Below are 26,867 nucleotides of genomic sequence, written 5' to 3'. Positions count from 1 at the left end.
GCCGGCGCCGGCTGCGACCAGCCGGCGCCTCCCGTGCCGGCGCGTCGCCGCCGCGAGCATCCGGTTCCAGCGGACGGACAGCTCGGACGGCGGCTTGGCGTGCCGCCCGCGCGAGGGTTCGGCGGGAGTCTCGTTCACGACGGCACTTTACTGCCGTTGCGTCCGGATTCTGGGCGGATCCTAGGGATCTGTACGTTCCCGTCGGGCAAGATCCCGGATGCGCCGTTACGGGAGGTGGGAAATCAGCTCGGCGAGGGGCTTGCGCCTGCCGGTGTAGAAGGGGATCTCCTCCCGCGTGTGCAGCCGGGCGCGCGCGCCGCGCAGGTGCCGCATCAGGTCGACGATGCGATGCAGCCCGTCGGCCTCGAACGCCAGCATCCACTCGTAGTCGCCCAGCGCGAACGCCGACACGGTGTTGGCGCGGACGTCAGGGTAGTCGCGCGCCATCTTGCCGTGCTCGGCGAGCATCGCGCGGCGCTCCTCGTCCGGCAGCAGGTACCACTCGTAGGACCGGACGAACGGGTACACGCACACGTAGCCGCGCGGCTCCTCCTCGGCGAGGAACGCCGGGATGTGGCTCTTGTTGAACTCGGCGGGACGGTGCAGCGCCATCTGCGACCACACGGGCTCGCTCGCCCGGCCCACGGCGGTGCGGCGGAACCGGGTGTAGACCTCCTGGAGGTCGTCGGGGCTGGACGCGTGCCACCAGAACATGTAGTCGGCGTCCGCGCGCAGGCCCGCGACGTCGTAGGAGCCGCGGGTGGTGACGTCCTTCTCGGCCATCTGGTCGAGCAGGTCCTGCACCTCGGCGGCGTGCTGCTCGCCGAGGGCGCCGGTGTCGCGCACCTTGAACACCGACCACATCGTGTAGCGGATGACGTTATTGAGTTCGCGTGCCTTCGGCTTCGCCGCCGGCTCCGTGCCTGACATCGTTGGTTCCTCCTCGACTGCGCAGATGGTCCAGCACCCGGTCGGCCGCCGCGGTCGCCGAGGCGACGCACGCGGGGATCCCCAGGCCGTCGTAGGCCGCGCCGGCGACGGCGAGCCCCGGCTCGCGGGCGACCGCGGCGCGGACCCCGGCCACGCGGTCGGCGTGGCCCACGTTGTACTGCGGCAGGCCCCCGCCCCAGCGGGTCACCCGGCCCTCGACGGGCAGCTCGGTGACGCCGGCGGTGGCGGCCAGCTCCGCCATCGCGGCGGCCTTCAGCTCGTCGTCGGGCCGCTGGAGCACGTGCTCCTCGCCGAACCGGCCGATGGAGCACCGGACGGCGATCACGCCCGGGTCGCGGTCGCGCAGATGGGGCCATTTTACCGAGCTGAAGGTGACGGCCTTGACGCCCCGGCCGCCCGCCCCGGTGTCGCTCTCCACGCCCGGGACGAGGTACCCGCTACCCTCCGGCGGCTTCGGGAACGCCGAGGCCTGGTAGGCGAGGGTGACGATCGCCATGCTCGCGTACTCGATGCCGGCGAGCGCCCGTCCCGCGGCGGGCACCTCGTGGCCCAGCAGCCGGGACGCGGGCGCCGCGGGCACCGCGATCACGACGGCGTCGGCGTCGACGTGCTCGGGGGCGCGGGCGGACCCGACGGTGAGCCGCCAGCCGTCGGGGCGGCGCCGCAGCTCGCGGACCGTCGCGTTCACCCGGACCGTTCCGCCGGCCGCCTCGATGTCGGCCGCGACCAGCGGCGGCAGCGTGCCGAGCCCGCCGGGCAGGGTCGCGAAGACCGGGCCGGGGTCCTTCGGCGCCGACTCCCGGATGCCCTGGACGGCGTTGATCAGCGAGCGGTGGGCGCGCGCGGCGGCGGCGACGGCGGGCAGCGTGGAGTCGAACGACAGCCGCTCGGCGCGGCCGGCGTAGACGCCGCCGAGCAGCGGCTCGACGAGCCGGTCGACGACCTCGCGGCCCATCCGGGCGCCGATGTAGTCGGCGACGGACACGTCGTCGCCGCGCGGCGTCTCGGGCAGCACCAGGTCAAGGGGCACGCGGGCCAGCCCGGCCGGCGACAGCACCTGGGACGTGGCGAGCGCCTTCACGTCGGACGGGACGCCCATCACCTGCCCGGACGGGATCGGCCGCAGCGCGCCGCGGCTGAGGATCGCCGAGGACGTCGTGCCGGGGTGCACCAGGTCGCCGCCGCGGCCGAGGTCGCGGACCAGGCCGAGCCCCTCGGGGCGGCGGGCGAGCATCGCCTCGGCGCCCTCGTCCACCGGGACGCCGGCGACCTCGCTGACCTGCAGCTTGCCGCCGATCCGCGGGGAGCCCTCCAGCACGGTCACCCGCACGCCGGCACGGGCGAGCGCGCGCGCGGCGGTGAGGCCCGCGATGCCGCCCCCGACGACGACGGCGTGCGCGGCGGGTCGAGACGGGGTCATGCGCCCAGCCTTCCAGACGCCCCCTGCCACCGCGCACCGGGGCGCCCGTGACCCTGCACGCCCGTGACCCGGGCGTGCCCGGGCCGTGGCCGGATCGCGACCCGGCCGCCGGAACGGTGATCTGCGCCACTTCGTCCAAGGCTCATGCTGAACGTCAGAAGCGTCAGGCAGATCCCGTACGCACTGATCGTCCTCGCGCTGGCCGGGACCCTGGCCGGGACGCTGGCCGCGTGCGGAGGCGGCGGATCGTCCGATTCGTCGGCGAACGGCCTGAGCCGCGAAGCCGCGACCCCGGCCTCGCCGGGCGGGCCCAAGGCCGCGGCCGGAGCGCTCGACGAGCGCAAGGGCGCCGGCAGGCCCGGCGCGGGGACGAACGGGAACGCCTCGACGCAGCCGCCGCTGCCGGCCGGACGCGCGGTCGTCTACACGGCGACGCTGCGGGTCCGCGCCAAGAACGTGGACGCGTCCGCGTCCACGGCCAAGCAGATGGCGGGCGCGGCCGGCGGTTACGTCGAGCACGAGTCCGGCTCGAGCGACCCGCCCGGCTCGACGATCACGCTGAAGATCCCCTCCGACCGGTACGCGGGCGTGCTGGACCAGCTGTCGAAGCAGCTCGGCACCAAGCTGTCGCTGAGCCAGCAGGCCGACGACGTGACCGGCGAGGTCGCCGACGTCGACAGCCGGGTCCGGTCCGCGAAGGCCGCGCTCGCCTCGTTCCGCAAGCTGCTGGACAAGGCCACGACGGTCGGCGAGGTCATCGACGTCGAGCAGGAGATCGCCTCCCGGGAGGCCGACCTGGAGTCGCTGCAGGCGCGCCAGAAGGCGCTGGGCCAGAGCACTCAGTACGCCACGGTGACGGTCACGCTGGAGGCCGCGGCCCAGCCCGTGCGGCGGCACGAGGACCGGGGCGGGTTCGTCGGCGCGCTCGGCGACGGATGGCACGCCTTCACCGGCTTCCTCGGCGGCGTCGCCGTCGTGCTCGGCTGGCTGCTGCCCTTCCTGGTCGCGGCCGCGATCATCGCCGCGCCGGTGCTCGCCTACCGCAACCGCCGCCGCGTCCGCAGGCCCGCGGAGCAGGCCGCCGACGAGCCCGCCAAGGAGCCCGCCGCGGTGGGTGCGAGCGGCTCAGGCGGGACGGGCGACTCCGAGGGCGAGCGGGCGCCGGACGAGGCGCCGCCCGCCGGGTAGCCGTCCTGTCAGTTCCCGGTGCCCGCCTCGTGGACCAGGTCGACGAGGCGGGCCAGCACGTCCGGGTTCGTGGACGGCAGCACGCCGTGGCCGAGGTTGAAGATGTGGCCCTCGGCCGTGCGGCCCCGGGCCAGCACGTCCAGCGCCCGCCGCTCGACCGTCTCCCACGGCGCGAACAGCACCGCCGGGTCGAGGTTGCCCTGCAGCGCCTTGCCCGGCTCGACGCGGCGGACCGCCTCGTCCAGCGGGACGCGCCAGTCGACGCCGACGACGTCCGCGCCGGCCTCGCCCATCAGGCCGAGCAGTTCGCCGGTGCCGACGCCGAAGTGGATGCGCGGGACGCCCAGCGGCTCGATCTCGGCGAAGATCCGGCTGGTGTGCGGCAGCACCGAGGCGCGGTAGTCCTCCGGCGCGACCGAGCCGACCCAGGAGTCGAACACCTGGATCGCGCTCGCGCCCGCCGCGATCTGCACCTTCAGGAACGCGATCGTGATGTCGGCGAGCCGGCCCATGAGCCGGTCCCACAGCTCGGGCTCGCCGTACATGATCGCCTTGGTGCGCTCCTGGTTCTTGGACGGCCCGCCCTCGATCAGGTAGGACGCGAGCGTGAACGGGGCGCCCGCGAAGCCGATCAGCGGCGTGGCCCCGAGCTCCCCGACCAGCCCCTGAACGGCCTCGGTGACGTAGGGCACGTCGGCGGGCTCGAGCGGGCGCAGCGCGTCCAGTCCCGAGGCGTCCCGGATCGGGTCGGCGATCACCGGACCGACGCCGGGCTTGAGGTCGAGGTCGACGCCGATGGCCTTGAGCGGCACCACGATGTCGCTGAAGAAGATCGCCGCGTCCACCCCGTACCGCCGCACCGGCTGCATCGTGATCTCCACGATCATGTCCGGGCGGGCGCACGACTCCAGCATCGGCACGCCCTCGCGGATCCGCAGATACTCTGGCAGCGCCCGGCCCGCCTGGCGCATGAACCACACCGGGGTGCGCGGCGCGGGACGGCGGCGGCACGCCAGCAGGAACGGGCTCTCGGCGAGCGGGCCGCTTTTGTCAGGGGGGTTCGGAGCGGCGTCGTTGGAGCGGGCGGCGTCAGCGGTCACGTTGTGATGGTCCCACGAACACCCGTTCCGGGCGCACCGGGGTGACACCGAAGTGACGGCGGTGACCCATGAAGTTCCGGACACGCCGAGCGAAGTCCCGCATTCTGTCACCGGCGCGTGCGAACGTGATGCGTGTCATAGCCGAGGGAGGTTCCCCCTTGTACTGCTCCACCTGCGGTGATGAACGTATGTTCGAGCAGCCGCCGTGTCCGGACGGGCACGGTGCGGAGTGCCCCGAGCGGGTCTGCGTCGAGTGCGGGATGGCCGTCCTGGTCGACCCGCCGCTGACGGCCCCCCGGGCGTCCTCCGGCCGGCCCGTTCCCGCCGGGTCCTCCGGCGCCGCGGACCCCGGCCGCGGCGGCTCATCGCCGGCCGCATCCACGCGGGCCGTGGCCTGAGCGCCCCGGCCCCCGAGACGAAACCCACTGTGCTGTGCCTGCATCCCCCCCGTACCCTCCCGTCGCGCGCGGCGGCACCCCGTCCCGGCACCACCGACACGAGTCCCGCCCCCGCACCGAGGCCGGTCCGCCCATGAACCCTCCCGCCTTCCAGCGGGCCCTGGACACGCTGCGCGAGATCCTCGACGGCCCCGGCGTCCGCCCCGAGCTCGACCTGGAGGACATGCCCGCCCCGCAGAGCCTGGCCCCGTACGCCGCGGCCATGTCCGGGTCGGTCTACCGCGACGACGACACCGAGGTCGCGATGGGCCGGCTCATCGTGCTGTACGACCCCGAGGGCGCCAAGGGCTGGACGAACGGCTTCCGGATCGTCGCCTACATCCGCGCCGACCTCGAACCGGAGATCGCCGCCGACGAGCTGATCGGCTCCGTCGCCTGGGACTGGCTGCTCGAGGCGCTCGAGCCGGCCGGCTACGCGGGCGTCTCCGGGACGATCACCCGCGCGGTGTCGGAGAGCTTCGGCGACAAGCGCGACGAACCGTCCACCACGGAGCTGGAGCTGCGCGCCTCCTGGTCGCCGACCGGCGACGACCTGGCCGGGCACGTCACGGCCTGGTGCGAGGTGATGTGCACCACCGCGGGCCTGCCCCCGGCCGGTGTCGCCGCGCTGCCGGACCGGCCGGGCGGCACGGGCACCTGACTCGGCGAAGCCGACCGGGGAGCGTGGGGGGTCGTCCCTCCTCGGGAAGCACTGAGAGCGACGTACGGTAGGGGACGTGAGCACAGCGTCCGGAACCGAGGCGGCGGGGGAGAACACGGGAAAAGTGGGAGTGTCCGAAACACGTGCCACCGGTCCCGACCGGGACCCCGGTGGCGAGGAGGCCGCCGCACGGCCGGCGGGCGGGAAGAAGCCGGGCGGGCCGCGCAAGGCGGTGCCCGCGGAGTCCGGCCCGGCGGAGGAGGCCGGCCCGGGCGGCGGGAACGGCGCCGCGGCGCCGGGCCCCGCCTCCGGCGCGCAGGCGCCCGAGAAGCCGGCCGGCGAGAAGACGGACGCCGAGCAGCCGGACGGCGAGGAGCGGCCCCCGGCCGTCCTGCTGCTGGAGCCGCGCGAGGGCGTCCCCCCGGTCGTGGTCGACCAGGACGAGCTGGAACGCGTCATCGCCGCGTTCGCCGCCGGCACCGGCCCGGTCGCCGTTGACGCCGAGCGGGCGTCCGGCTACCGGTACGGGCAGCGCGCCTACCTGATCCAGCTGCGCCGCGCGGGCGCGGGCACCGCGCTGATCGACCCGATCGCGTGCCCCGACCTGTCCGTGCTGGACGCGGCGCTCGCCGACGCCGAGATGGTGCTGCACGCCGCCAACCAGGACCTGCCCTGCCTGTCGGAGGTCGGCCTCGTCCCGAAGCGGCTGTTCGACACCGAGCTGGCCGGGCGGCTGCTCGGCTACCCGCGCGTCGGCCTCGGCTCCATGGTCGAGAACGTGCTGGGGTTCCTGCTGGAGAAGGGGCACTCCGCCGCCGACTGGTCCACCCGCCCCCTCCCCGAGGACTGGCTGCGCTACGCGGCGCTGGACGTCGAGCTGCTGGTGGAGCTGCGCGTCGCGCTGGAGGCCGAGCTGCGGGAGGCCGGCAAGCTGGAGTGGGCGCTGGAGGAGTTCGAGGCGATCCTGACCACCCCGCCGAAGCCGCCGCGCGCCGACCCGTGGCGCCGCACGTCCGGGATCCACCGGATCCGCAACCGGCGCGCGCTGGCGACCGTCCGGGAGGTGTGGGAGGCCCGCGACAAGATCGCCCGCGAGCGCGACCTGTCCCCCGGCCGGGTGCTGCAGGACGCGGCGATCGTCGAGCTGGCGCTGAACCCGCCGAAGACCCCCGCCGACCTGCAGGCGCTGCCCACCATGCGGGGCCGCGGCGCCCGCCGGCACCAGTCGGCGTGGCTGCGCGCGGTGTCGCGGGCCCGCGCGGTGCCCGAGCGGCAGCTGCCCGAGTCGAACCTGCCCGGCGACGGGCCGCCGCCCGCGCACCGCTGGGCCGACCGCGACCCCGAGGCCGCCAAGCGGCTGACCGCCGCCCGCGCCGTCGTCGCCGCGCTCGCCGACGAGCACGCGATGCCGTCGGAGAACCTGATCCAGCCCGACTTCGTCCGCCGGCTGGCGTGGACGCCCCCGGACGAGCCGTCCGCGTCGGCGATCGGCGCCGCGCTGCGCGGGCTCGGCGCGCGGCGCTGGCAGGTCGAGCTGACGGCGCAGCCGATCGCGCGCGCGTTCCTGCGGCTGGACTTCCCGGCGCAGTGATCCGCCCGCCCCCGCGCGTCCCGGCGCGGGGGCTCCGGCCTGCGAGGCGCGTCTCGCCGGACGGGGTAAGGCGATCGGGTCTTGCGGGGGCCGCCGCCGAGGCACAGACTGGCTTAGGTTAGCTTTGCCTAAACCATCCGTGTTTCTCGAGGAGGGCAGCGATGCTCCTGGGCAACTTCCTCATCGGAATGCGCGAGGGTCTGGAGGCCGCCCTGGTCGTCAGCATCCTCATCGCCTATCTGGTGAAGACCGGCAACCGCCGGGCCCTCGTCCCGGTCTGGACGGGCATCGCGATCGCGGTCGCCCTCGCCGCCGGGTTCGGCATCGCGCTCACCGCCGCGTCCTCGGAGATGCAGTTCAAGACGCAGGAGCTGTTCGGCGGCGTCCTGTCGATCGTCGCGGTCGGCCTGGTCACCTGGATGGTCTTCTGGATGCGCAAGACCGCCCGGTTCATGAAGTCGGAACTGGAGGGCAAGCTCGAGGGGGCGCTGAACGTCGGGCCGCTCGCGCTCGCCGCCGTCGCGCTGCTGTCGGTCGGCCGCGAGGGCATCGAGACCGTGCTGTTCCTGTGGACCAACATCCAGAGCTCCTCCGGCGGCTCCACCCAGCCGATCATCGGCGCGGCCCTCGGCCTGGTCGTCGCGATCGTGCTCGGCTACCTGCTCTACCGCGGCGGCCTCAAGATCAACCTGGGCCGGTTCTTCACCTGGACGGGCGGCGCGCTGATCGTCGTCGCGGCGGGCGTGTTCGGCTACGGCTTCCACGACCTGCAGGAGGCCGACGTGCTGCCCGGCCTGAACTCGGTCGCGCTCGAACCGCACGTGTTCTTCGACAAGCTCGGCACCCCCGGCGACTGGCTGCAGACCGTCCTGCAGGGCGTCCTGAACATCACCCCGCAGATCACCTGGCTCCAGCTGATCATGTGGGCGGCGTACCTGGTGCCGGTGATGGCGCTGTTCCTGCGCAAGACCGGGCCGTCCCGGCCGGCTCCGGCCGCGAAGAAGACCGTCGAGCCGGCGCCGAGCTCCTGACCGTCACAGATCGGGCAGCGGGTCGCGGGGCAGGCTGTCGCGGGCGAAGATCTCGCTGTCGGCCGCGTTGACGACCGGGACGTACTCGTCGTCCACCTCGAACGCGGCGCCGGCGAACTCGAACGACGCTCCGCCGCCGGTCTCCACCGGGCCGATCCGGGTCTCGCGCGGGTAGGAGCCCCAGATGCTCTTCGGCGTGCTGCGGCTCAGCGAGCCGGTCGAGATCACCGTGACCTGGTCGTCGGTGACGACGAAGATGTAGCCCGCCCCGCCGCCGTAGGCCATCGCGGGGAAGATGTAGCGGATCTCTCCGTCGGCACCGAGGAACTCGCGGCAACGCTCGCGCAGCGGACGTGGCACGGGCATGGCTGTGCGGGCACCTCCCGGGAGGGACGTCGTCGGTGCCCCCATCATGCACCGGCCCGCCGGATCATGGCCAGGGACGCGTCACACCGTGGCCAGCGCGGCCGTCGGCGACAGCCGCGCCGCCCGCATCGCCGGGTACAGGCCGGCGACCGTCCCGATCAGCAGCGTCGCGCCCAGCGCGCCGGCCGGCGCCCACGCCGGCACCACCGGCGGCCAGCCCTTCGCCGCCGCGAACCCGGCGGTCACCGCCGCGCCGAGCAGCACGCCCACCGCACCGCCGAACGCCGACAGCAGCAGCGACTCGGCCAGGAACTGGACGCGGACCTGGCCGCGCGTCGCGCCGAGCGAGCGGCGCAGCCCGATCTCGCGGCGCCGCTCCAGCACCGAGATCACCATCGTGTTCGCCACCCCGACGCCGCCGACCAGCAGCGCCACCGCGCCCAGCCCGAGCAGCAGCCCAGTGAACGCGCCGGCCGCCTCCGCCTTCGCCTGCAGCGCGTCCGACGGCCGGCTGACCTCGACCTCCTCGGGGTGCTCCGGGTTCACGGTGCGGGCGAGGACGTCCCGGACGCCGTCCACCGACGCGTCCGTGGAGCGCTCGTAGATCGTCGTCGGATGGCCGTCGAAGCCGAGGTAGCGCTCCGCCGCGTCCCAGCCGACCAGCGCGGACCGGTCGATCTCCGGCGCCAGCTCCGCCGGCCGCAGCACGCCTAGCACGACGAACCACCGGCCGCCGGCGTACACCCGGCCGCCCGCCGCGTCCACGCCGAGCCGCCGTGCCGCCTCCGCGCCGAGCACCACGCCCGGATACCGCTCGGTCACGGTGTTCGGCCACCGGCCGCTCGCGACGCCGGTGCCGAGCGTCGCGAGCAGGTCCGGCGACGCCGCCTGCACCGCGATGCCCTGCGTGACCTCCACCGGGATCCGGTCGGTGCGGCGCACCGTCGCGTCCACCGACCCGGTCGCGCCGACGCCGGTGACCGGCCCGATCCGCCGGACCATCTCCGGCGCCGCCTCCGGCAGTTCCGCCTGGTCGCCGAACAGCGTCTTGCCCGGCTTGGCCGTCAGCAGGTTCGTGCCGAGCCGGTCCAGCCGCCGCAGCAGGTCCTCCTTGCTGGACGACGAGATCCCGATGACCGCGACCATCGTCGCGATCCCGATCGCGATGCCGAGCGCCGACAGCACGACCCGGGCCGGGCGCGCCCGCAGCCCGCCGAGCCCGACCCGCACCACGTCCCGCGGCCCGAGCCGCGCCGGAGTGAGCCCGCTCATCGGCTCGTCACCCCCGCCCGCTCGCCCGCGACGACCAGCCCGTCCCGGACCCTGATCCGTCGCGGCGCACGGGCCGCGACGTCCAGGTCGTGCGTGATGACCGCGACGGTGGTGCCGGACCGGTTCAGCTCATCCAGGAGGGCCAGCACCCCGGCTCCGGCCGCCGTGTCGAGGTTGCCGGTCGGCTCGTCGGCCAGCAGCAGGTCCGGCCCGCCCGCGACCGCGCGCGCCACCGCGACCCGCTGCTGCTCGCCGCCCGACAGCTCGTGGGGCCGATGCCCGGCCCGGTCCGCGAGCCCCACCCGCTCCAGCGCCTCCCCCGCCTGCTTCCTCCGCTCCTTCAGGCCCCTGCCGCTGTAGAGCAGGCCGTCGGCCACGTTGTCGAGCGCGCTGACGCCCGGCGCGAGATGGAACTGCTGGAAGACGAACCCGATGTGCCGAGCCCGCAGCGCGGATAGCTCGCGGTCGCTCAATCCGGCCACGTCGTGCCCCGCCACCCTCACCCTGCCCGCCGTCGGCCGGTCGAGCGTCCCGATCATGTGCAGCAGCGTCGACTTCCCCGACCCGGACGGCCCGACGATCGCGACCAGCTCCCCCGTCCCGATCACCAGGTCCACGCCCCGCAGGGCCGCGACGCTCGCGTACTCCTTCGTCACCCCGGCCAGCTCGACGATGGCGTCGCCGGCCGCGCGCTCTCCGAGCCTCATTCGGCCGGCACCCCCACCTGGACGCCTTCGCGGACACCGTCGCCCTCGACCTCGACCCGCCCGCCGCCGAACGCCCCCGTCCGCACCGGGACGAGCCGCCGCCGCGCCCCGTCCACGATCTCCAGCCCGAAGCCGCCCTCCCTGAGCGCCAGCAGCGCCTCCACCGGCACCGACAGCACGTTCTTCCGCCGCTCGCTCTCTAGCTCCACGCTGACCGGCGCCTCGTCCAGCCGGCCCGTGCCCTTGCCGCTCAGCGACACGTCGACGCCCACGGTGGTCTTCTGATCCTGCCCCGAGCCGGTCGTCTCGGCGACGCTGCCGACCTTGCTGACCGTCCCCTTCACGGTCGTCCCGCCGGGCAGCTCGACCTGCACCTTCTCCCCCTTGCGCGCCATGTCCTGCTTGTCGGCGTCCAGGTCGATGTGAACGACCCGCCGCGTCCCGGCCACGGTCAGCACCGGCTGCCCCTGAACGGCCCGCTTCCCCTCGGGCGCCTTCACGTCCTTCACCCTCACGGCGCCGTCGAGGAACACCACCTGACCCGGCGAGACCGTCCCGGTCTCCTCAAGACCCCGATCGTCCTGCCACTCCTCGACCGCGGCCTCGGTCGCACCGGTGAACTCGTCGTCCACGGTCATCCCGCCGTACCCGAGAGCCCGCAGGTTCTCCTCCAGCTCCCGGACGTCCTTGCCCGAATCACCGTCCCGCAGGACCCGGTACATCGGCACGCCCCCGTACATCAACGTGACCGGGTCACCCGCGACCTTCAGCAGGGTCCCGCCCCTCTTCACCGTCGCCCCCTGCTGCGGCGCCCACGTCACGACCCCGGACGCCCCGGCCCACACCTCGCGCTCGTCGTCGTAGGTGAGCTTCCCGTCCACCTTCTCGGTGTCCACGAGATCCCCCCGCGTCACGGCCGCCGTCCCGAGCCGCACCTGGCGCGGCTCCGCGGCCCGCCCACCGCCCGACGTCCAGGCGAGCACTCCCCCGCCCGCCGCCACCACAACGGCGGCGACCCCGCCCGCCGCCACGGCCCGCCTCACTTCCCGGCCCCCGGCGCGAGGCCCTTGCACGCCTCCCGCGCCTTGTTCACGGTCTCCGGGTCCGCCTTCCCCGACGGAATCTGAATGGTCCCGTCTGGGTCCGGGTCCTTCATGTCGATCCCGTGCTCACGCATGCACTGCGCGAACTTCACGTACTGGTCGCGCACCTTCGGATCCTTCAGATCGGGCATCTTCCCGCCCGCCTGCAACCACGACTGGCACTTCTTCAACGCGGCCTGCAACTTCTCCGTCCCGACCCCTTTCTCGATCCGCATCGTCTCCGCGTGCCCGCTCCCGGGGTCCGGCACGTCCACCCCGTTCTGCCGCATGCACTGCGCGAACTTCAACTGCGCGTCCTCCGCACTCAACGACCGACTCGGCGACGCCGAAGCCGAAGCCTTCGCCGCCGTCCCCCCGGCACTGGCCACCCCGTCCCCATCACCCCCACCACCACATCCCGCGACCCCGAGAACAACAACTCCAGCCAGAACAACCCCAAGACCCCGCATCACACACCTCCCTGTCCCGCCGACCCCACGGCCAGCAGCCCCCACCAAACCCACCCCGGCGTTAAACGTGCATTAGCCGCGCCACCTCTGAGGAGATCGGACCGAGTCCGAGGAAGTCGCCGGATGAGCCTCTCACCAGCAAGAACGTCCGGATGAGTCGCGGTGAGTCAGAGCACGTCGAGCCTCATTGGCTCCCGTCTCTGGCTCCCGTGGCTCCCCGGCAGAGAGGAGGCGATCCCATGTCCCTCAAGATCACCGAAACCACAATGACCGTCACCCTGGACGGCAAGACCATCGCCACGGCAACGCGCACGGGCGCCGTCTGGTACGTCACCACGTGGCCGACGCCCCTCGACCGCAACGGCGCGATCACGGCCCTGACGCTCGCCCAACTCGTCATCACCCACGGCGAGGACGACCCATGCGCGATCGACCTGCGCGAGGAGTTGTCTCGTGGTTGATCGGCTCACGCGGATCACAACGGCGCTCGCCGTCATCGCGGTCGCCGGTGTGGCCGCGATCATCTCGTACCGGCACGCCTACGAACTCGTCCGCTCCCACGGCGAGGCAGGCACCACCGCGCGACTCGTCCCGTTCACGGTCGACGGCCTCATCTGGGCCGCATCCATGGTGATCCTGGACGCGAGCCGTCGGAAGCAACCCGCACCGCCCCTAGCCAAGTGGAGCCTCGCCGTGGGCATCGTGGCAACGGTAGGCGCCAACGTGGCGCACGGCGCGTCCCACGGGGGCATGGGCGCCCTCGTAAGCGCATGGCCGGCACTCGCCCTGGTCGGCTCTTTCGAACTCCTCATGACCCTCACCCGAGCCGCAGCGACCCACACCGCACCATCCCGGGATGAGCAACGCACCACCACGGAACACCCGCAGTCACCTTGCTCCGAAGTGGCGCAAACCCCAGAACAAGCGGTACTCGCCGAGTACCTCGCCAGCCTGGACGGCCCCGGCCGCCCCCTCTCCCAGCGCTACCTGGCCGAGAAGCACAACATCGACCGCCGCAAGGTCAGAAAGATCATCATCACAAACACCCCTAAGTAACTAGAGACAAACCGGCCCTGCCGAGCCTCAATGCTCGGCAGGGCTTCTTCTTGCACGCAAGAAGGACCTTACCCCTAAGCCAGATTCACCTGACGCCGCCTCCGAGTTTAGCTTTACAGAACGGGCCAGAAGAGCGATAAAGATAACAAAAGCCGACTCAATAAACATGATATAGGCCATCCAAATATAGGCGCCCGCTATGACCGAAACCTCTCAAGGAGAGAAATGACACATCCAACCAATTGCGAAGAGGCACAATATCACCGGTGCCTGTGCACTAATTGCGGAGGCCTACAACATGGCTGGCCCCATAGATTGCGACTCGCCTACGCCCCCGCAAGCGAGGAACGTGACATCGCCCGCGAAAAGGCGGAGACGAAATGGGCCAGAGAAAGCAAGGGGAGAGAGAACAAGAAGCCCACGTACCCTATGAAGGAAGCGGCGATAGACACATCTATAGCCGACCTAGTTGACTGGCTAGCAGTAACGATATCAATCGCAGATAAAGTACAGGCCCTCGGCCACTCACTTACAGGCAACGCCATGGGGCAATTGAAGGCCGAACTTGAAGTAGATCAACTCGAAGCCTTTAAGGCCGCCTCCGTCAATCACTTTTGGTGCGAACTACTAGCCTGCTTGGCTTGCACAATCGACAGCTTCGGAAAGTTGAGCGATCAACTTAATGAGCGCCTTTCACGGACGATGATCGCTTCAAAATACGGCGAAGCAATCCCGGATAATGTCATACTTTGTGCCATTCAGGCGACCCTTAATGCAATACCGGCCGCTTTACCGCTTCCCCATCCCAATAACGTCGATCACGTACTCTGGCCACTCAGGATACTTGCAATTCTTATGTGCAAAGCCCCAGAACGACATGAGGCTGTATCGAGATGCTGCCTCGACCCAATCGCAGCGGGCACAGATGAACTAGTCAAGTCAGCCATTGCTGATGCCACAAAGGAACGACTTGTGCAGGTGCTCCCGCCAGATTGGCTACCAACCACACGTTCAGCTCTATTCGATTGATACGGCACTCGCCCACACCCGCTCAAAACTTTCCAGGTATGTGCTCCCCATGTCCCCGTCCGCCGCGCGCCGCAGGTGGAGCACTGGTGCATGAGATGCGGCGATGCCGTAGGCGTGCGGGTTGATCAGAAGATCGTCATCGGCCCGGTAGATCGAGTTGTAGAGCACGGTGTCATGGAGCCGGATCTCTACGCCGTCCACCTCGGACAGCGCCCGATAGTGGACGAGGGCGTTGCGGATCTTCGCGGCCATCGACTCGCCAACACCCTCGTCACTCCCACGCGCGGCAACACACGTTCCGTCCGGATCACCGAGCAGGATCCGCACGCGGGCGCCGCTGCGCGCGCTCTCGGCGAGCGCGCGCAAGATGCCCATGTCCTCGGCGAGGAAGAGTCCCGCGTACGCCAGGATGCCGATCTCGTCCCGTGCGTTCTGGAAGATCTGTTGCCATACCGGACGAGGGACCGCCCATCGATGCGGGTACGTCGCCAGGACCTCGATCACCGGCGGATCGGCCCGGACGGTGGACACAGCGAGTTGAGGCCATAGGTCCGCCTCGTCTCGTCCGACCAGTGCGGCGATGCGGTCACGGTGCCGCGCGTAGGGCACACGGCCGGCGAGCCACCGATGAACGGTCTTGGGATCCACGCCCACCCGTGCCGCAACGTCGGCTTCCGCGAGGTGGGCGTCAGCAAGGGCACGCCGCAACAAGTCGTTCACCAGACCTCCCGGGGACGCAAGCGAGGACGACGCACTCAACGACGCTAACAGAAGACGTCCCAAGACGTCCCTAGATGCCGATAGAGAGGTCCCGGACCGAACGCAAGGCTCAAAGGCACACGCGAACGCCACGTTCGCCCAGGACGACCCCACGCACGCCAAGGAGCCACCATGCGCACCAATCGGCCCTACCCGGCCGCCCCCAGGCACACCGCCGTCGACTCGGACTCGGCTGACGAGGAACTCGCAAACCTGCGGAGGGACTTCACCGGTCACCGGATCTGGCGCGGCGTACGCAGCGACGGGAGGCTCGGGGATTGGGTCGCGAGCCTGCACGACCCGGCCGCCGGAGTCGACCCCACGGTGATCCAGTCCTCGCCCGCCGCGTTGCGCGAGGCACTCGTCAACGAGGCCGCACGGGCTGAGATCAAGCGCGCGGTGAACTGGTGATCGGACGCCTGCGAACGCCGCGCTCGCCATGGACCGGGACCGCGAAGGGGAGCGCGGTTCCGTGGGGGGAGGTGGAGGCGGCGCGGTCGGTGAGTGTCCCCCCGGACGCACCGGCCGCGCTTTCTCTGCCCACCCACGCCGGACTGTCGCGAGGTCGCTGGCACCTAACCCGGCTCGCCCGCCGCTTGCGCCGGTATGACTGGACGACCGAACTCCGCATCGACGGTCCGCACCCGATGTTGCGCGTGTACGACGACAACGCCCCGACGATCGGCGAATCCGTCTCCGTGGTCTGGGGCAACGGCGCTTGGTGGTACCAGTCCAGCACCGGCATTTGGCTGGCACGCTGCACGCGCCCCCGCCTCGCCGCTGACAAGGTGACCGTCCTCCTTACGCCCTGGGTCGCTCTGGCGACGACCCGCTACCGGGACGAGTGATCCGGACATGGCCCGCCGCACGGCACCGGGCACCTACGCCCGCATCGCCAACGTCCTACGCCAACGCATCACAGACGGCACCCACGCCCCAGGGGACCAACTCCCGGGCGAGGCCGCCCTCTGCGCCGAGTTCGGCGTCGCCCGCAACACTGTGCGGCGGGCCCTGTCCACCCTCGAAACCGACGGCCTCATCACCGCACGCCCCGGGGTAGGCAGATTCGTCCCTACCGCCAAACCGGCCGTGCACACCAGGTACGAGAGCATCGCCGCGGACCTACGGCGCCACATCGAGAGTGGCCACTACCGTCCAGGCGATCTACTGCCAAGCGAGGCCCGACTCGCCAAGCGCTACGGCGTCTCCCGCCACACGGCCCGCCACGCCCTCACGGCTCTAGAGGAGGCCGGCTTCGTGACCTGTGTCCACGGCAAGGGACGCTACGTCAGCCAAGACGTCCCTAGCTGATGCGCTGGCGCCCGTGGACGTCCGCCCAGCTCGCCGTAGCGTCCAGCCCATGAGGAAGAACACAGCCGCATGGGCAAGCGAACTCGCACGTCAGCACCTGGAGACCACGCTCCCCCGCCGCTGGGCGCACACCCAGGGGGTAGCCCGGCAAGCTCGCACGCTTGCCCCCATCCTCGGCGACAAGGCCGACCTCCTGGAGGCCGCCGCTTGGCTCCACGACATCGGTTACGCCCCCGACCTCGTCAACACGGGCTTCCACCCCCTAGACGGCGCCCGCTACCTCCGAGACACCCACCACGCCGACGACCACCTATGCCGCCTCGTAGCACATCACTCGTGCGCCATAGTTGAAGCTCGCGAGCGAGGTCTTGCTGACTATCTAATCCGTGAATTTATGCGGCACCAGCCAACACTAAGCCGGCATCTAGCTTACTGCGACATGACAACAAGCAAAGAAGGAATTCCAATTGAGGCGAGTGAGCGGATCTCTGAGATCCTAACCCGATACGGGCCAGGACATCTGGTGAGCATTTCAGTCTTTAAGTCGCGAGCCGCTCTTGAAGAAGCAGTCCAAAGAACACAGAAAGAGCTACTTAGCCCTTCCAAATGAATTCGGTCAGCACATCCCACAAAGGGACCATCCCTTTAGGATGGATAGTAGGGCATCAACTCGCTCACTAGGTAGCGGTGATCGATCCGACCGGGGACACGCTCGTTCAAAACCAGACAACCTTCACCACCAACCTCGAAGATCCAGTCCAAACAAGATCCACAGGGGGTAAAACGATCACGTTCGGCAGCTATAAGCAAGATGGCGGCACTGGCGGCACCGCTAGCCACAAGACTAGAAATTGCATTTACCTCCGCATGAATATCGTGAGACCGGAATCGATGCTCCAAATTGCAGCCCGAGAATATACGGCCATCGCTCGCCAGCGCAGCACAACCGACAGCGGTTGGTCCATACAGCCTGGCTTGCTTACGTACCAGCCAAGCAGCTTCCGATAGAAGTTGATGAGTTTCCCGATCGAATTGAACCACAATTCTCCTTCTACTACGAGGCCGAGACTATAGAACTCATGACGCGCGTCCACTTACGCTGCCCAATAGGATCTGATGCTGCTCCGATCAATTGTTGGATCAAGGGCGCCACAGAAGAGGCCCACGCTGAAGGCTGGGGTCTGATGTCCAGAGCCTTGGCGAGCTCGCCTTGCATGCGCATATCAAGCAAGCTTTGTTGCACGAAGCTAATTAGCACGCTGATCAATCGATCTCTTTGCGATACCTGGTCACTTCGAGCCGCAACCTCAACGAAAGAACGAATGGCGCCGTATCGCACCCATTGATCACTGTCCCGCATTGCCTCTATGAGCGCATCTGCTGCCTGTGGAACCGCCTGGGCACCAAGGACATGCACTGCGCGCCATCGCTCGACTGGCGCTCTCCCTGAGAGCGAAATCTCAATCACAAAGCTAAGCGCATCTGCAGTTAGTTCCGATCTGCGCAGGACGTTAGCCAAGGTCCAGCCAATAATTGAATCTTCCTGCTTCAGCCCCTCAGCCATGGATCGGTCGATCCTGACGCCATCTGGCAGAGTAAAGACGTCCCGCCAGCGATTGAAGTCATCATCCGCCGATGAAACGTCTTGCACCACTGACATCAATTCTTGCCTGCTCCCCAAGTCGAGCAGACGTTGTCCGATGCCGGAGCCATCAATGCGCAGCGCGTCGGTTACTGTCGCCGCTGTTGCTGCGATTGGATCCCATCGTTTATCAGCAAGCATGGCGAGGATCATCCATCGTGTTTCATCGCGCACATGCCCAGCAAGAGCGTAAGCCGCACCAAAATAATTCCAGTCATAGATCGACCGAATAAGCTCATCACATCGTCGCTCTTCGGGGATCTGCTCCACCATAAGCCGGAGTGCGTCAAAAGAAGCAGCATTTAACGTGATCACACCAAATGCCGCAGGACCCCAGATAGAAGGAGAGCTCCTGAGATAGCGGGCCGCGAGGAAGTCATGCAAGAGGTGATGCGAGTACCACATCTGCCCCGACCTCGTTCGAAGCGCACCAGCTTCAAGCAGAGTGTCGACGACTGCAGCGGAAATTTCGTTCGTAAACCACTGAGCCGCAAACGACCGGCCCTGATATTTTCCATAACTAGCGAACGCCGCATCGCCTAGCCGATCCAAAGCATCGTTATCAAGACCGACGCGTTGTTGGAGATAGATAGCGATTGCTTCTGCACCACTCGCACTTGTGGAGTCGACGCTAATGGCAGCATCCAGGAAAAAAGGGCGTCTGAGAATACTGATGTTTTGAGGCAGAACCTGCGTCTCGCCGGCCTCAGTCCATACGCGAACAACCTCATCCTGTGACAAAGGCATCACAGTAAGCAGTTTCCATCGGTGAAGTGAGATAGGGCGCCGGACGAGCCTGTCCGTCACAATAACACTGATGAATGGATATCTTCCGGCGAGTTCGTCCAACGCCTCCAACACTGCTTCCGCTCCATCGCGCGCTACCTCATTGAGGCCGTCAGCTAGGAGGAGGACTCTCGGCGCCTTGCCCGAGTAAGTCAGGATTGAATTCAAATGCGAGCTTGCTACCATGAGCAGGCTATTCATCACCGCACCAATATTAGCACCAGATATTGGCCGGTCCAACGAAGAAAGCGTCCTAATGGATATCCAGACCGGAATGACTATTTCTTGGTCTAGGGCAGCGCGCATGGTCCGTGCGAGTAGCCATGTTTTCCCACTTCCGGCCTCTGCAGAAACGATAATCCTTCCGCGCTCCATGACGAGCTCAAGAAGATCTTCCTCTCTAGTCATGGCGAGGCTTCGGCTGGCCAGCAGATCTTCGTAACTGTCCGCCACACCAAGGTTGAGATGTATTTGTGGCCGGTCAGTAAGTATTCTCGCGGCAACTTTCGCAGCTTCCTCCTTCAAAGGCTCCCAACTGCCCCGCCCACCTTCATTCATCAAAACCACCTTCCTCTTGCGGGAGTCTTGGATCTGGCTCGTCAGTTAGTATGTCGTCAACTACTCTCCGGGCAAAGGTCGCCGCTACGAGCGCAGCTACCGGCTTATACTGCTTACGGATTTCATTATTCTCGGTTTGCCCTACCAAGTCCGAGATCCCTCGCACAATCAGTAAACGCGGATTGTATTGTGGATTTGATCGTGCTGCAGCTACAGAGCGGCAAAGTCCTACCGATTCCATATCTATCGCAGCCGCCACCTCGCCGAATTCATTCAGCAGTAATGCTTGCTCTTCATTGCTAGGATCGCCGTAAACCTTGTCACCCGCGACGAGGCCAGCAATATGCACCTTCGGCTTCTCAGCACGCGGAAGTTGGTGAATAAGGTCATCGGTAATCCAGCTTTCGTCATCTCGTAAGGGAGCCGCATAGCTTCGGTGGAGCTGGATTGCTGGATGGTCATAGGCGATGAACCTGCGCTGCTGGCCCCCTGCGCTCAGCTTTGCGAATGCTGCGTAATGCACGTAGTCGGGAACAACTATGTCTCCAACAGATATATCGTCGTAGCCATCGATGCCGCCGGCTATCCCAACGAGAACAAGTACCTGTGGCTGCCAGTGCTCTATTACGTCCCTTATTGCCTCACCAGATTGAACGTTGTTCCGGCCTATCTCGCAGTTCACTATCTCTGGGCTTTGAGGGGGCTGCCCTGGAGACACATAATAGTGTGTACGGGTGACTCTCTGAGTGAGTCGGAAGATGTTCCGCACCGCCTCGGTTTCCTCTTTAATGACGGAAAGCACAGCAATACGGGCGTGACCATAGCGACCTGCTGTCAGGGGCATTATTGTCTCCCCTGGTCGGCCACTAAGGTTGGTCCCGTCCTACACGACCTCATCATGCCACAGACCTCTGACAGTCTTGATGATTAAGATTGGAGCGACCGGAACTCGCCCACATTAGGACTCATCTCCTAAGATCGGCATATACCACTATCTGTTGCCCCAGAGTCGCAACCGGAATTAGTTCGATCAATGCACACGCAGTCAGTGCGGCACTATGCGGGCCAATCATGAAGTACGAGACGATCGCTACTATGGATGACCCGCAAAAGGTAATGAGATCCACGATGAGCTGCAAATATTTACGTGAGATGCGGCGGCGATCTTTTCGATGAAAACGTTCCCACGCAAAAACTGGCTTTTGTGCTCCAGCTAACATTTCCAACCGGGGAGCTAGTTCTTCCCGCACGTACTCGCCAATGGCAGATATCTTCTGATCATTGACGAGGTAAGCCCATCCGAGCACCACTGCTACAAGCGGCAGGGCAAGCACCAGGCCTATATGGCCCTTCGGTGAAAATGTAAAGCCAACTACAGCAGCCATCGCAGCCAAGGACACATAGAGCAAGTTGTCCCTGAACCCGATACGCACCTTTTGCTCATCCTTGATGCGTTCGTACTCGGCTAGCAGAAGTTGACTCTCCCGGATCTCTGCCTCTCGTGACACCTCGGCCTCTCAATTATGCAATTATAGTTCCATTTATCGACCACAGCGCGATGAATATCTTCTTGTCGAAGATGAGAAATTATTCGCGTTCTGGCCAAGAGAATGCCCTGCCTATACGATTACAGGTAGATCGTCCCTGTTCAAGTAGTCATCGAGCCGTTTCCTCATCGAACGATCCATGTGATACCCGCGCACGGCATTCCTTCGTGCCCAATGCACGCCAATGCCTTCGTCGCTATCCCTTAGAATTCCTCCAGTCATTCTGCCTTGCAAAAGAACGGAGAATTCTTGGCGGATTTCATCGTTGCTGGTGTAGTGGATGACGTGTTTGGGGTCGCTGTAGATGCCTACCAGGCCGGTGATCTCTACATCGATGCCGGTTTCTTCTTTTGTTTCACGGATGGCCGCTTGGGTGACGGACTCACCTAGGTCGATCGCGCCACCCGGTAGGGCCCAGTTGTCATTGTCGGTGCGGCGGATCATGAGGATCTCGCCCTTGTCGTTCTCTACGACGACGTTGACGGCCGGGACGAGGCTGTTGGCCTTGGGCGCGTGGGGGTCGTCGTAGTAGTCGATCCTGCGGCCCATGTCAGTCCCCCGGGATGGGTGTGGCGTTTTCCCAGACGCGTTCGAAGCTGCCGAGGTAGGTGTTCACCAGGTCTCCGCCGGCTATGCGGCGTAGGTGCCAGACGGGGGCGAGTGCGGCTGTGATGCCGTAGACGTGGGTGTTGACCAAGAGCTGGTCGTCGGCGCGGTAGATGGAGTTGTAGAGCACCGTGTTGTGGTAGCGGAACTCGACGCCGTCTTGTTTGCGCAGGTTCTTGTAGAGGACGAGGGCGTTGCGGATCTTGGCGGCTTGCGCGTCGCCCACGCCCTCGTCTGCGCCGCGTTCGGCTACCTGGGGGCTGTCGGGGTCGCCGAGGAGGATGCGGACGCGGACGCCTGCTTTGGCTTTCTCGGCAAAGGTGCGTTGGATGCCGGAGTCTTCGGAGAGGAAGAGGCCGGAGTAGACCAGGACGCCGATGTCTTCCTTGGCTGTGGCGAACAGACGTCCCCATGCGTCCCTGGGGACCATGGTGCGGCGCGGGTAGATGGTGACCAGCTCGCTGCCGGAGGCCGCGGTGACTTGCTCGTTGGTGAGCGCGTCGGGCCACAGGAACGTCTCGTCAACGCCCAGGCGTGAAGCCACTGCGTAGCGGTGCCGCCGGTAGGGGGTGCGGTCCTTGGTGATCCACCGTTCCACGGTCTTTTGGTCGACGCCGATCGACTCTGCGAGCGTGGCGATGGTCAGGCCCTGCTCTAGCAGTGTGGCGCGTAGGCGTTCGTTCGGCATGCACCCGTCCGGATCGCGGGACGTCCTAGGACGCGGTCAACCCTATGAGGACGTCATGAACACGTCCAGTCATGTAGTGATCTCGTCCCGCTGGTCACGCGCACTCTCTTTCTCGTAGCCCGCTGAACGCCCGAGCCGCCCCCGCCGGACACGGGCCGTACGAGAGGAGTGATCACACATGATCCTCGTTCTGGCATCGATCATCGCCGTGTTCCTCGCCGGTTCCACCTGCGGCATCTTCGCCATGCTCGTCATCGGCATCCACGCCGAAGAGCGCCGCGTGATGCGGAGCCGCTCCCACCCAACCCGTCCCGACTCCTCCCGCGCCGGCGCCGTATCGCGACGGCTGCTCACCACGCGCACGTGCGACGAGGCTCCGACGCGCGTCCCGGCGGGTCGATGAGCATGCGGATGCCGCGCCTCATCACCGGCCACCGCTGCCCGTGCGGCGCACGCGTCGACCCCGGCAACCGCAAGTGCCGCAAGTGCCGCGCCCGCGCCCGTTGGCTGCGGCGCGGACGCGGCTACCGGCACCCCGACATGTGGCCGGAGGGGTGAGCGCGTGAACGTCTCGATTCCGCTGGTCGCCATCCTCGGCGCGGTGGTGTGGCTCGCGTGGCGCTACATGGGCCTGCGCGCCTGGCACGTCGCGGTGTGCCTGCTGTTCGGGTTCTTCCTCGCCGCGACCAGCGCCGCGCCGGAGATCCGCCGGCTGGTGACCGTGCTCGTCCAGTCCGTCTCTCAGAACTGACGTCCCGCTGGAAGGGAGTGATGCCCCAGTGCCCAACACCCCACAGCACGTCAAGATCGACCTTCAGGGGGTCCGTGCCCGCAACCTCGCCGCCCGTGAAATCGTCTCCGCTCTGTCGGAGGCCATGCCATACATCGCCGATCTGTGGCTTCGCCTCAATGCCGCGCTCGCCGACTCCCCCGCCCTCGTCTCCGAACTGTCCCGGCTCACGGCCGAACTGGTGAAGGTGCGCCGTGACCGCGCGAACCTGGCGGCGGCAGGGCGCGCCACCCTCAAGGCCGCACGCGACGCCGATCCCGATCCGCTGTACTACCTGCGCGACGAGCTGCGCGCCCAAGGGCACCTTCCGCCCGACGCGTGGGGGCGTTCATGAGCCGGTCACGGCAGATGCGGCGGCACGCACAGAAGATGCACCGCAACGGGCTACAGCCAATGGTCATCATCGACCGTGACGACCAGTTCCCCGACATCGCCGCTGTACTGGTGGCTCGGACGCTGTGGCGGTACCGGTCCGAACTCGCTCCCCTGTACCTGGTGACCGCGCTCGTCCTCTCTGGCCTCATCCTCCATGCGAGCCGTCCGCACTGGTGGCCGCACCTGCTCGTCCTCGCGACGGTGGCCGCGTGGGTGGTGGCCATGTTCGGGGACCGGTTCGGGCTCACCTTGCGTGTGGAACGGCTGTACGGCGCGGCCGTGGTCATGGGTGCCGGTGGGTGGCTTGCTGCGGTGACCGCGCTCGGTATCGCGTTCTCGCCGCTCCCCCAGGTGCTCGCCGTGGGTGGGTTCGTGCTCGCCGTGCCGTGGTGGGTGCATCGGCGACGGCGCGCCAAGGTGCGGGTCGATCGGCAGATTGCCGCATGGCCTGAAATCGCGCAGTCGATCGGGCTCGCCGGCTCCCGAGCACAGTCCGCCGTGGTGGACGTGTGGGGATGGCGTGCGCGCTTCGCCCTCGCCCGTGGCCAGACCATCCAGGACGTCACCGCGAAAGTGCCCGCGATCGAATCGGCGCTCGGGACGTTCCGCGGCGCGGTGCGCGTCTTCCCCACAAGCGACGACAAGGCCAACCGGTTCGAACTCCGGGTGCTCAACACCGACCCGCACGCCGACGCGATCCCGTGGCCTGGACCGTCCGGCTCGTCCATTACCGAGCCGATCGACCTGGGGCCGTTCGAGGACGCGACCAGCGCGCGCGTTCTGTTGCTGCGGCGGCACGGGCTCATCGGGGGCGTGGCCGGCTCTGGGAAGAGCGGCGGAATCAACGTCCTGGTGGGCAATCTCAGCGCGTGCAGAGACGTGGTCATCTGGGCCATCGACCTCAAGCGCGGCATGGAGTTGCAGCCGTGGGCGTCCTGTATCGATCGGCTCGCCACCACGCCCGAGCAAGCCCGCGCCATGCTGCGCGATGCCGTGACGATTCTCGAGGCGCGCGCCGAGTGGCTCACAGCGAACGGACGGCGCGTCTGGGATCCGACGCCCGAGTTGCCCGCGCTCGTCATCGTCGTGGACGAGTACGCCGAACTCGCCGACGACGCGCCCGACGCGGCGAGCGACACGGACTCGATCGCGCGCCGTGGGCGTGCTGTTGCCGTGACGCTCATCGCGGCCACGCAGCGACCCACCCAGAAGGCCATGGGCAAGGGCGCCGTCCGCTCGCAAATGGACGTCCGGGTGAGCTTCCGCGTCCGGGAGCGCAAAGACGTCGACCTCATCCTTGGGCAAGGGATGCTCAACGCCGGATGGCACGCCCACACCCTCAACGCACCCGGCAAGTTCCTGCTGTCCGCACCCGAACACGACACGCCCCGACGAGGCCGCGCCTACCTGCTCACTGATGATGCGGTGAGCGAGGCCGCACAGCGGCACGAGGCTCTGCACCCCGTCCTGGACGAGGTCTCGCAGCGCGCGCTGGACGAGGCGAGTACGCCGCTTCTACGGCCCGTCTCAGCGGCGTCCGTCCCGCTGCGGCCGTCCAGGGAAGACCGCGCCGAAAGCGTCCTGAGAGAGGCTCTGAACGGTGCGCCGGACGAGGGGCTTCCGATCGCGCATCTGCTCATGATCACCAAGATGAGCCGGCCTACCCTCTACCGGCGCCTCAGCGAGCTGGTGAAGACCGGCCGCGCCGTCCAGGTCGGACGAGGCCGCTACAAGGCGTCCGACCACACTCCGTGATCGTCTCAGCGTCTCGTCTCACGCGCGCGCCTGCACGAAGGAGCCGAGAGATGCCCGTGAGACGAGACGGAGACGAGCACCGTCCGCAACCAAGGAGATGATCGCCGACCCGCACCAGGCACGCGCCCGAGACGACCGCTCGGGCGAGAGGAGGTGGTGACCGTGCAGGCGTACACCGTTGAGCAAGTGGCCGAGATCCTCAACATCGGCCGAGACAAGGTCTACTTCCTGATCCGCACCGGCCAACTCCACAGCATCAAGATCGGCAAGCTGCGCCGCATCACCGACCGGCACATCGCCGAGTTCGTCACCTCCCTCGAAGAGGCCAACCGCTGACAACCGCCGGGAGGTCCGTCCCGCACATGACCGCGAACGGACCTCCCACACGAGGGACGTCTAGGGACGTCTTGAGTTATGGTCGGTGGTGACCTCGACCGATACGAGGAGGGATCCGGTTGGCGAAGATCCTCATCGGCAAGTACGAAGCGACCATCTACCCGGAAGGGAACGGCTACACGGGGGCCATCTCGCTCGGCTTCAAGCCGGACGGGAAGCGGAACCGTCCCAAGAGGAAGGGCAGGACCAAAGAGATCGTCAAAGCGAAGCTGCGAGAGCTCGTTGACGAGATCGAAAAGGGAGTTCAGTCCGAACGGCACTACACAGTCGAGAAGGCCGCGAACGCCCTGCTCGTCCACCTCGCCAAGCAGGGCAAGAGTGAGGCGACCATTCGCACCTATCGTGGCCTCGCCGATCACCACATCATCGCCGGACTCGGCGAGGTGAAGCTCACGGACCTTACGGCTGACGACGTTGAGGCGTGGCTTGACGAGTGCGCTCACGACATGACGACGCAGACGCTCAAGATCGTCCACGGCCTGCTGCGGCGGGCGATCCGGCTCGCGGAACGGCGCGACAAGGTGGGGCGGAACGTGGCCCTACTGGTCGACACTCCGCAGGGGAAGCGGCCTACACGGCGCTCGCGTTCCCTGTCGCTCATGCAGGCGACCAAGCTGCTCAAGACCGCGCAGGACCCAGAGCACCGGCTTGGTGCATACGTCATCCTCGCGATCGTCTCGGGTCTCCGTACGGAAGAGCTGCGGGCACTCACGTGGGTGGACGTCGATCTCAAGAGGAAGGTCGTCTACGTCCTGCGCTCCGATCGTGAGGGAGGCGACACCAAGACCGAGAAGAGCCGCCGGGGCATTGGCATGGCGGACATGGCGGTTGACGCGCTCACGGCGCTCCGCAAACGGCAGGCCGCCGAGAAGCTTGCGGCGGGCGACACGTGGCAGGGACACAACCTCGTCTTCTGCAAAGAGGACGGAGCGCCCTATTCAAGCGACGACGTTCTACGCCGGTTCCAGCGCCTCACGCGGGCGGCCGGCATCGGCGCGACGTGGGTGCCGCGAGAGCTGCGGCACACGTTCGTGTCCATCATGAGCGACAACGACGTGGCCCTAGAGAAGATCAGTGACCTGGTGGGGCACTCGGACACCCGCACGACGCGGACCGTCTACCGCCACCAACTCCGACCCGTCATCACCACCGGCGCCGAGAAGATGAACGCCATCTTCAAGGACGAGAACTCCAAGTCAGCCTGACCCATGGCTCCCCGATCGGCTCCCTCTGACGACGTCCGACCCGCTGAGCAGGCGCGGCAGCAAGATCGAGACAAAACGTGCATTAGGC

The 26,867-nt window shown here is 67.6% G+C and carries 33 protein-coding genes; 18 read left to right on the top strand and 15 right to left on the bottom strand.

The genetic code is table 11. The features are described from left to right. Positions 1 to 225 precede the first annotated feature (225 nt). Positions 226 to 930 carry a hydrogen peroxide-dependent heme synthase gene (hemQ, locus tag ABD296_RS18900; RefSeq protein WP_344268351.1) on the bottom strand — a complete coding sequence of 235 codons (705 nt, stop codon included), beginning with the start codon at positions 928 to 930 and terminating at the stop codon, positions 226 to 228. Next, positions 881 to 2,371: a protoporphyrinogen oxidase gene (gene hemG / locus ABD296_RS18895; RefSeq protein WP_344268348.1), complete on the bottom strand. Its 1,491-nt coding sequence runs from the start codon at positions 2,369 to 2,371 to the stop codon at positions 881 to 883. The genes hemQ and hemG overlap by 50 nt, the downstream gene beginning before the upstream one ends. Before the next feature lie 144 nt (positions 2,372 to 2,515). Here hemG and ABD296_RS18890 point away from each other — a divergent pair, with 144 nt between their 5' ends. Then, positions 2,516 to 3,559, top strand: a complete 1,044-nt coding sequence (locus ABD296_RS18890; protein WP_344268346.1) for a DUF4349 domain-containing protein — start codon at positions 2,516 to 2,518, stop codon at positions 3,557 to 3,559. Positions 3,560 to 3,567: 8 nt separating this feature from the next. Here ABD296_RS18890 and hemE read toward each other — a convergent pair whose 3' ends face one another. Continuing rightward, on the bottom strand, positions 3,568 to 4,575 hold the full coding sequence (gene hemE / locus ABD296_RS18885) for a uroporphyrinogen decarboxylase (protein ID WP_344268356.1): 1,008 nt from the start codon (positions 4,573 to 4,575) through the stop codon (positions 3,568 to 3,570). 615 nt (positions 4,576 to 5,190) lie between these two features. On the opposite strand from hemE, the gene ABD296_RS18880 reads away from it, so the two are divergent. The 3 genes from ABD296_RS18880 (at position 5,191) to efeU (ending at position 8,379) form a co-directional block, all read left to right on the top strand. Continuing rightward, positions 5,191 to 5,757, top strand: coding sequence for a DUF3000 domain-containing protein (locus ABD296_RS18880; protein WP_344268343.1), 567 nt, complete (start codon positions 5,191 to 5,193; stop codon positions 5,755 to 5,757). A gap of 391 nt (positions 5,758 to 6,148) precedes the next feature. Then, on the top strand, positions 6,149 to 7,348 hold the full coding sequence (locus tag ABD296_RS18875) for a ribonuclease D (RefSeq protein WP_344268353.1): 1,200 nt from the start codon (positions 6,149 to 6,151) through the stop codon (positions 7,346 to 7,348). 161 nt (positions 7,349 to 7,509) lie between these two features. Then, positions 7,510 to 8,379: an iron uptake transporter permease EfeU gene (efeU, locus tag ABD296_RS18870; protein ID WP_344268340.1), complete on the top strand. Its 870-nt coding sequence runs from the start codon at positions 7,510 to 7,512 to the stop codon at positions 8,377 to 8,379. Between the two features lie 3 nt (positions 8,380 to 8,382). Here efeU and ABD296_RS18865 read toward each other — a convergent pair whose 3' ends face one another. The 5 genes from ABD296_RS18865 to ABD296_RS18845 all read right to left on the bottom strand — a co-directional run bounded on the left by ABD296_RS18865 (position 8,383) and on the right by ABD296_RS18845 (position 12,135). After that, positions 8,383 to 8,745: a hypothetical protein gene (locus ABD296_RS18865; RefSeq protein ID WP_344268337.1), complete on the bottom strand. Its 363-nt coding sequence runs from the start codon at positions 8,743 to 8,745 to the stop codon at positions 8,383 to 8,385. A gap of 81 nt (positions 8,746 to 8,826) precedes the next feature. Then, a complete protein-coding gene (locus ABD296_RS18860; RefSeq protein WP_344268334.1) occupies positions 8,827 to 10,017 on the bottom strand; it encodes an ABC transporter permease in 1,191 nt (396 codons plus the stop codon). Next, entirely contained in the window at positions 10,014 to 10,724 is a 711-nt protein-coding gene (locus tag ABD296_RS18855) for an ABC transporter ATP-binding protein (RefSeq protein ID WP_344268331.1), read from the bottom strand. The genes ABD296_RS18860 and ABD296_RS18855 overlap by 4 nt, the downstream gene beginning before the upstream one ends. After that, a complete protein-coding gene (locus ABD296_RS18850) occupies positions 10,721 to 11,755 on the bottom strand; it encodes a peptidoglycan-binding protein (protein ID WP_344268329.1) in 1,035 nt (344 codons plus the stop codon). The genes ABD296_RS18855 and ABD296_RS18850 overlap by 4 nt, the downstream gene beginning before the upstream one ends. A gap of 8 nt (positions 11,756 to 11,763) precedes the next feature. After that, positions 11,764 to 12,135: a hypothetical protein gene (locus ABD296_RS18845; RefSeq protein ID WP_344268326.1), complete on the bottom strand. Its 372-nt coding sequence runs from the start codon at positions 12,133 to 12,135 to the stop codon at positions 11,764 to 11,766. A 380-nt stretch (positions 12,136 to 12,515) separates the two neighbouring features. Between ABD296_RS18845 and ABD296_RS18840 the strand changes: the two genes are divergently transcribed. The 3 genes from ABD296_RS18840 (at position 12,516) to ABD296_RS18830 (ending at position 14,361) form a co-directional block, all read left to right on the top strand. Then, complete coding sequence (locus tag ABD296_RS18840) at positions 12,516 to 12,737, top strand: hypothetical protein (RefSeq protein WP_344268323.1); 222 nt, start codon at positions 12,516 to 12,518, stop codon at positions 12,735 to 12,737. Then, complete coding sequence (locus ABD296_RS18835; protein ID WP_344268320.1) at positions 12,730 to 13,332, top strand: DUF2637 domain-containing protein; 603 nt, start codon at positions 12,730 to 12,732, stop codon at positions 13,330 to 13,332. Before ABD296_RS18840 ends, ABD296_RS18835 begins: the two co-directional genes overlap by 8 nt. Positions 13,333 to 13,647: 315 nt before the next feature. Beyond that, positions 13,648 to 14,361: a hypothetical protein gene (locus ABD296_RS18830; RefSeq protein ID WP_344268318.1), complete on the top strand. Its 714-nt coding sequence runs from the start codon at positions 13,648 to 13,650 to the stop codon at positions 14,359 to 14,361. On the opposite strand, the gene ABD296_RS18825 is transcribed toward ABD296_RS18830, so the two are convergent. Then, on the bottom strand, positions 14,350 to 15,081 hold the full coding sequence (locus ABD296_RS18825; protein WP_344268315.1) for a DUF5919 domain-containing protein: 732 nt from the start codon (positions 15,079 to 15,081) through the stop codon (positions 14,350 to 14,352). The two genes, ABD296_RS18830 and ABD296_RS18825, sit on opposite strands and share 12 nt — an antisense overlap. Before the next feature lie 171 nt (positions 15,082 to 15,252). On the opposite strand from ABD296_RS18825, the gene ABD296_RS18820 reads away from it, so the two are divergent. The 4 genes from ABD296_RS18820 to ABD296_RS18805 all read left to right on the top strand — a co-directional run bounded on the left by ABD296_RS18820 (position 15,253) and on the right by ABD296_RS18805 (position 17,041). Next, the gene (locus ABD296_RS18820) at positions 15,253 to 15,531 is read left to right on the top strand and encodes a hypothetical protein (RefSeq protein WP_344268313.1); all 279 of its coding nucleotides are present in this window, start codon (positions 15,253 to 15,255) and stop codon (positions 15,529 to 15,531) included. 245 nt (positions 15,532 to 15,776) lie between these two features. Next, on the top strand, positions 15,777 to 15,968 hold the full coding sequence (locus tag ABD296_RS18815; protein WP_344268310.1) for a hypothetical protein: 192 nt from the start codon (positions 15,777 to 15,779) through the stop codon (positions 15,966 to 15,968). Positions 15,969 to 15,975: 7 nt separating this feature from the next. Beyond that, positions 15,976 to 16,431 (top strand): GntR family transcriptional regulator, encoded by a 456-nt coding sequence (locus tag ABD296_RS18810; RefSeq protein WP_344268307.1) that lies wholly within the window; start codon positions 15,976 to 15,978, stop codon positions 16,429 to 16,431. 49 nt (positions 16,432 to 16,480) lie between these two features. Then, positions 16,481 to 17,041, top strand: a complete 561-nt coding sequence (locus tag ABD296_RS18805) for an HD domain-containing protein (protein WP_344268305.1) — start codon at positions 16,481 to 16,483, stop codon at positions 17,039 to 17,041. Positions 17,042 to 17,076: 35 nt separating this feature from the next. Here the strand turns inward: ABD296_RS18805 and ABD296_RS50600 are convergent, their stop codons facing one another. The 6 genes from ABD296_RS50600 to ABD296_RS18780 form a co-directional block, all read right to left on the bottom strand. Continuing rightward, the gene (locus ABD296_RS50600) at positions 17,077 to 17,472 is read right to left on the bottom strand and encodes a hypothetical protein (protein WP_407061486.1); all 396 of its coding nucleotides are present in this window, start codon (positions 17,470 to 17,472) and stop codon (positions 17,077 to 17,079) included. Between the two features lie 13 nt (positions 17,473 to 17,485). Then, on the bottom strand, positions 17,486 to 19,417 hold the full coding sequence (locus tag ABD296_RS18800) for an NACHT domain-containing protein (RefSeq protein ID WP_344268302.1): 1,932 nt from the start codon (positions 19,415 to 19,417) through the stop codon (positions 17,486 to 17,488). Next, entirely contained in the window at positions 19,410 to 20,261 is an 852-nt protein-coding gene (locus tag ABD296_RS18795) for a 5'-methylthioadenosine/S-adenosylhomocysteine nucleosidase family protein (protein WP_344268299.1), read from the bottom strand. Before ABD296_RS18795 ends, ABD296_RS18800 begins: the two co-directional genes overlap by 8 nt. Before the next feature lie 121 nt (positions 20,262 to 20,382). Continuing rightward, on the bottom strand, positions 20,383 to 20,925 hold the full coding sequence (locus tag ABD296_RS18790; RefSeq protein WP_344268296.1) for a hypothetical protein: 543 nt from the start codon (positions 20,923 to 20,925) through the stop codon (positions 20,383 to 20,385). A gap of 111 nt (positions 20,926 to 21,036) precedes the next feature. Then, positions 21,037 to 21,513, bottom strand: a complete 477-nt coding sequence (locus tag ABD296_RS18785) for an NUDIX domain-containing protein (RefSeq protein ID WP_344268293.1) — start codon at positions 21,511 to 21,513, stop codon at positions 21,037 to 21,039. A gap of 1 nt (position 21,514) precedes the next feature. Beyond that, on the bottom strand, positions 21,515 to 22,258 hold the full coding sequence (locus ABD296_RS18780; protein ID WP_344268290.1) for a helix-turn-helix domain-containing protein: 744 nt from the start codon (positions 22,256 to 22,258) through the stop codon (positions 21,515 to 21,517). Positions 22,259 to 22,436: 178 nt separating this feature from the next. Here ABD296_RS18780 and ABD296_RS18775 point away from each other — a divergent pair, with 178 nt between their 5' ends. From ABD296_RS18775 to ABD296_RS18745, 7 genes are all read left to right on the top strand, one after another. After that, positions 22,437 to 22,661, top strand: a complete 225-nt coding sequence (locus tag ABD296_RS18775) for a hypothetical protein (RefSeq protein WP_344268287.1) — start codon at positions 22,437 to 22,439, stop codon at positions 22,659 to 22,661. Between the two features lie 8 nt (positions 22,662 to 22,669). Continuing rightward, complete coding sequence (locus ABD296_RS18770; RefSeq protein WP_344268284.1) at positions 22,670 to 22,816, top strand: hypothetical protein; 147 nt, start codon at positions 22,670 to 22,672, stop codon at positions 22,814 to 22,816. A 4-nt stretch (positions 22,817 to 22,820) separates the two neighbouring features. Further along, positions 22,821 to 23,009, top strand: coding sequence for a hypothetical protein (locus tag ABD296_RS18765; protein WP_344268281.1), 189 nt, complete (start codon positions 22,821 to 22,823; stop codon positions 23,007 to 23,009). A 28-nt stretch (positions 23,010 to 23,037) separates the two neighbouring features. Further along, entirely contained in the window at positions 23,038 to 23,382 is a 345-nt protein-coding gene (locus ABD296_RS18760; protein WP_344268278.1) for a hypothetical protein, read from the top strand. Between the two features lie 59 nt (positions 23,383 to 23,441). Continuing rightward, positions 23,442 to 25,178 (top strand): FtsK/SpoIIIE domain-containing protein, encoded by a 1,737-nt coding sequence (locus tag ABD296_RS18755; RefSeq protein WP_344268276.1) that lies wholly within the window; start codon positions 23,442 to 23,444, stop codon positions 25,176 to 25,178. A 156-nt stretch (positions 25,179 to 25,334) separates the two neighbouring features. Next, complete coding sequence (locus tag ABD296_RS18750) at positions 25,335 to 25,514, top strand: helix-turn-helix domain-containing protein (RefSeq protein WP_067635957.1); 180 nt, start codon at positions 25,335 to 25,337, stop codon at positions 25,512 to 25,514. A 119-nt stretch (positions 25,515 to 25,633) separates the two neighbouring features. Continuing rightward, the gene (locus ABD296_RS18745; protein WP_344268265.1) at positions 25,634 to 26,779 is read left to right on the top strand and encodes a site-specific integrase; all 1,146 of its coding nucleotides are present in this window, start codon (positions 25,634 to 25,636) and stop codon (positions 26,777 to 26,779) included. Positions 26,780 to 26,867 lie beyond the last annotated feature (88 nt).

The organism is Actinomadura napierensis (assembly GCF_039529375.1).
Classification (GTDB): Bacteria; Actinomycetota; Actinomycetes; order Streptosporangiales; family Streptosporangiaceae; genus Spirillospora; species Spirillospora napierensis.
The sequence above is the reverse complement of the archived record's forward strand: the minus strand, read 5'-3'. Positions and strand labels throughout refer to the sequence as shown.